This window comes from Vibrio makurazakiensis, assembly GCF_050337375.1.
Taxonomy (GTDB): Bacteria; Pseudomonadota; Gammaproteobacteria; order Enterobacterales; family Vibrionaceae; genus Vibrio; species Vibrio makurazakiensis.
In genome coordinates this window covers 1-3,560 of the sequence record NZ_JAKJSW010000314.1, presented here as the reverse complement: position 1 = coordinate 3,560, position 3,560 = coordinate 1, and the positions used below count along the sequence as shown (strand labels likewise).

Sequence of the window (3,560 nt, the reverse complement as noted above, 5' to 3'; positions counted from 1 at the left end):
GTTCGTGACTATCTGCTAAATCAAGCGGAAACCAATAATGAAAAACTCGAAATGTTGTGGGAGGAGCTATCTTCTTCGTTAGCGCTTATGGTTAACATTCCTGTTCGTTTCGAATTCGAAAAAGCATTTTATGAGTTACGGGAGCAAGGGGAACTGTCTCCTGATCAGCTGTGTTCATTAATGTCACAAACCTGGAAAGATTGGTACGGCGATGCCATGACCGAAGCTGACCCTTATTTTTGGGCGAGTAAACTGCATTTCAGTATCTCTGAAGTGAGCTTTTATAATTATCCTTACTTGTTTGGATATTTATTCAGTAAAGGGGTTTACGCTCAACGAGATGCGAAAGGCGACCAATTCTATTCTGATTATGTATCTCTACTTCGTGACACTGGCAGCATGATGGCAGAAGATGTCGTTGCTAAGCATTTGGGCATGGATTTAACTCAGGTTGACTTCTGGCAACAAAGTATCGACATGGTGAAAGCGCAAGTTGATGAGTTCGAAAAACTGCTCAATCAATAGCATTTGTTGATCTTAACCTGATAATGCCAAACTGAAGCCGTGTTAGCTTACATGGCTTCAAATCACCCTGAAAACTCAATGAGTTATGAAGTTCAGTGCACACCGTAATGGGAGTGGGGAAGATATTTGTGAGTGATAATGTAATTTCTATCTATAAGTGCGATCCTTGCTGCAAAAATAACATGTACAATTTATTAACATACGGCCGTGCAATTAAGGAGTAGCGCATGACGAAATCTCTCTTTCGCCAATCATTTCTTTTTGACAGCCTAGATCTTGAACAGGAAATGCTTGCAGGACAAAGTGTCCTTTCAAATGGAGTCCGACTAACAGTACATCAAAGAGGTGTGTTGGAAGTTGTTCCTGCAAACTATACAGACCAATCAAAAAACATCGTCTTCTCTTGTGGTATTCATGGTGATGAAACTTCACCAATGGAGTTGGCTGATAAGCTAATCGAGGATATTGAAACGGGTTTTCAGAAAGTGGAAGCGCGTTGTTTATTCATTATTGCTCACCCTGAAGCAACGAATGCTCATACTCGATTTTTAGATGAAAACTTAAATCGACTTTTCGATGATAAGCCGCGTGAAACGAACCGAGAAGTTGTTATCGCTGATCAGCTTAAAACGATAGTCACTGACTTCTACAAAGATACGGGAGTCGAGACTCGCTGGCACTTAGATCTTCACTGTGCAATTCGTCTTTCGAAGCACTATTCGTTCGCCGTAAGCCCGAAAGTAAGGCATGCCGTTCGTAGTAAAGAGCTGATTGAGTTCATTAATAGCGGGCATGTTGAAGCCGTACTGCTTTCAAATTCACCGACGAGTACTTTTAGCTGGTACAGTGCAGAAAACTTCGGAGCGCAGGCTTTAACTATGGAGCTGGGGCAAGTCGCGCGTATAGGTGAAAATCAATTAGATAAGCTGACGGCGTTTGATCTCGCTATGCGTAACTTAGTCGCTGAAGCTAAACCGGAACACTTGTCGAAAAAGTCTATTATTTACCGCGTTAGCCGTACTATCGTTCGTTTACATGAAGACTTCGGTTTTATGTTTGCCGATGATGTTGAGAATTTCACTAGCTTCAAGCACGGTGAAGTTTTCGGACATGACGGGGAAAAGCCTTTAATGGCGAAAAACGAAAATGAAGCAGTAGTGTTCCCAAATAGAAATGTGGCAATAGGTCAACGCGCTGCACTTATGGTGTGTGAAGTTGAGACCCGTTTTGAACATGATCAGTTAGTTTATGACTAATTAGTATCCAATTCGTTACAGACAGTGAATAGAGGTTGATAATTGGCCTCAAGCCCCTGATTTTCAAGGTTTGCAGCTTGCTGTGAACCTTGAAGTTGTTTTGGGATACAGGTAAGGTTATGCCATCACTGACAAAGTAGCTCGATATGGACTTCCAACAACTTATTGGTAAAAAACAGAACCGCTGGAAGCGTGCGATTTACTCTATGAGCGCTATTCTCATAGCTTTAAGTTGTATCTACCTCATGGTTGGTGACCTCTTCATCTCTCCTTTTGGCGCTATGTCCGCCCTTGAAGAAAAACTCTTACTCGATTTACGTTTACCTCGCTTACTGGCTGCGGTTGCGATTGGTTCCGCATTAGCGGTATCAGGTGCAAGCTTGCAAGTGTTACTGGGTAATGTATTAGCAGAACCTGGTGTGCTGGGTATCTCGGGTGGCGCTAGCCTGGCTATGGTCATCGTATTATTCTTTTTGCCTTTTGCCCCGACACCTGAGCTATTTATGATCGCCTCGGTGATAGGCTCACTGTGCTTTACTCTTATTCTTGTCGGCATGGCTCGTGCCATGCGTTTGACTACCACGCGTTTGCTGTTAGTTGGCGTTGCATTAGGGATCCTTTCTGGGGCAATGGTCACGTGGGCTTTCTACTTTAGCGACGACTTGAGCCTACGTTTGCTGATGTACTGGCTAATGGGCAGCTTAGGTGGTGTAAGTTGGTATCAGCACTCGCTGACTATTGTTATGGTTCCCGTCATTATTTGGTTGTGTTTGCAGGGCAGTAAACTTGATAAGTTGATGATTGGTGAAACCCATGCAGCACAGCTGGGTGTCGATGTTCCAAAGCTACGTTGGAAGCTGATTTTTGCAGTTTCAATCCTAGTAGGCTGCGCAGTGGCCCTTGGTGGTGTTATCAGTTTTGTTGGCTTAGTTGTGCCACACTTACTGCGCTTAGCCATAGGTACAGACAATCGCTTTCTATTACCTTTGTCTGCTATTGCTGGAGCAGCGCTGCTAGTGTTCTCTGATATATTTGCACGAACATTACTTGATTCTGCTGAACTGCCGCTTGGGGTTATGACGACCAGTATCGGCGCTCCTATTTTTATTTGGATGTTAGTGAAAAACCATGATTCGCATTAAAAGTGTCCATGTTGGCGAGCGTTTATTGCCACTGTCGTTTAATTTGGCTCCCGGTACGATCACACATGTGATTGGGCCAAACGGAAGCGGTAAAAGTACACTGCTTTCATCGTTGTCTGGCGTTGGGGCTGAATACAAAGGCCAAATTATGTTAGGGGAGGCTGACTTATCCCAAATGAGTTTGCCCGACTTAGCTCTGTATCGCGCTTATTTGAGCCAAAGTGCACGTCCGGCTTTTAATTTGGAAGTCTTCCAATACTTATCTTTATCAATCCCTTCTAGCGCAAAGAATAATGAGCCTTTAATTCAACAAGCGTTAAATGAAATTGCGGATATGCTCGACATATCAGATAAGCTTCATCGCTCTATACAAGCATTATCGGGTGGTGAATGGCAACGAGTTCGTTTAGCAGCAATGTGTCTGCAAATTTGGCCCTCTCTAAACCCTTACGCAAAACTGCTTATTTTGGATGAGCCAGCAGCACCGCTGGATATTGCTCAGGAAGCATTGCTTTATAAGTTAATAGATCGAGTTGCCGAACTTGGGATCACTGTGATCATGGCAAATCATGATTTAAACAAAACGTTAAGGCATGCAGATCAGGTACTTCTATTAGATAAGGGTATTTTGCAAAAC

General features: G+C 43.3%; 3 protein-coding genes and 1 pseudogene. All 4 read left to right on the top strand.

Annotated elements, in window-relative coordinates; all coding sequences use genetic code 11:
• Window positions 1-525, top strand: a pseudogene (locus L4C33_RS20630) (M3 family oligoendopeptidase); the annotation flags it as partial.
• Between the two features lie 227 nt (window positions 526-752).
• The gene (locus L4C33_RS20625) at window positions 753-1,781 is read left to right on the top strand and encodes a succinylglutamate desuccinylase (RefSeq protein WP_428814268.1); all 1,029 of its coding nucleotides are present in this window, start codon (window positions 753-755) and stop codon (window positions 1,779-1,781) included.
• 146 nt (window positions 1,782-1,927) lie between these two features.
• The gene (btuC, locus tag L4C33_RS20620) at window positions 1,928-2,923 is read left to right on the top strand and encodes a vitamin B12 ABC transporter permease BtuC (RefSeq protein WP_428814267.1); all 996 of its coding nucleotides are present in this window, start codon (window positions 1,928-1,930) and stop codon (window positions 2,921-2,923) included.
• The coding region (btuD, locus tag L4C33_RS20615; RefSeq protein WP_428814266.1) for a vitamin B12 ABC transporter ATP-binding protein BtuD at window positions 2,910-3,560 on the top strand (651 nt) is incomplete at its 3' end. The genes btuC and btuD, both read left to right, overlap by 14 nt.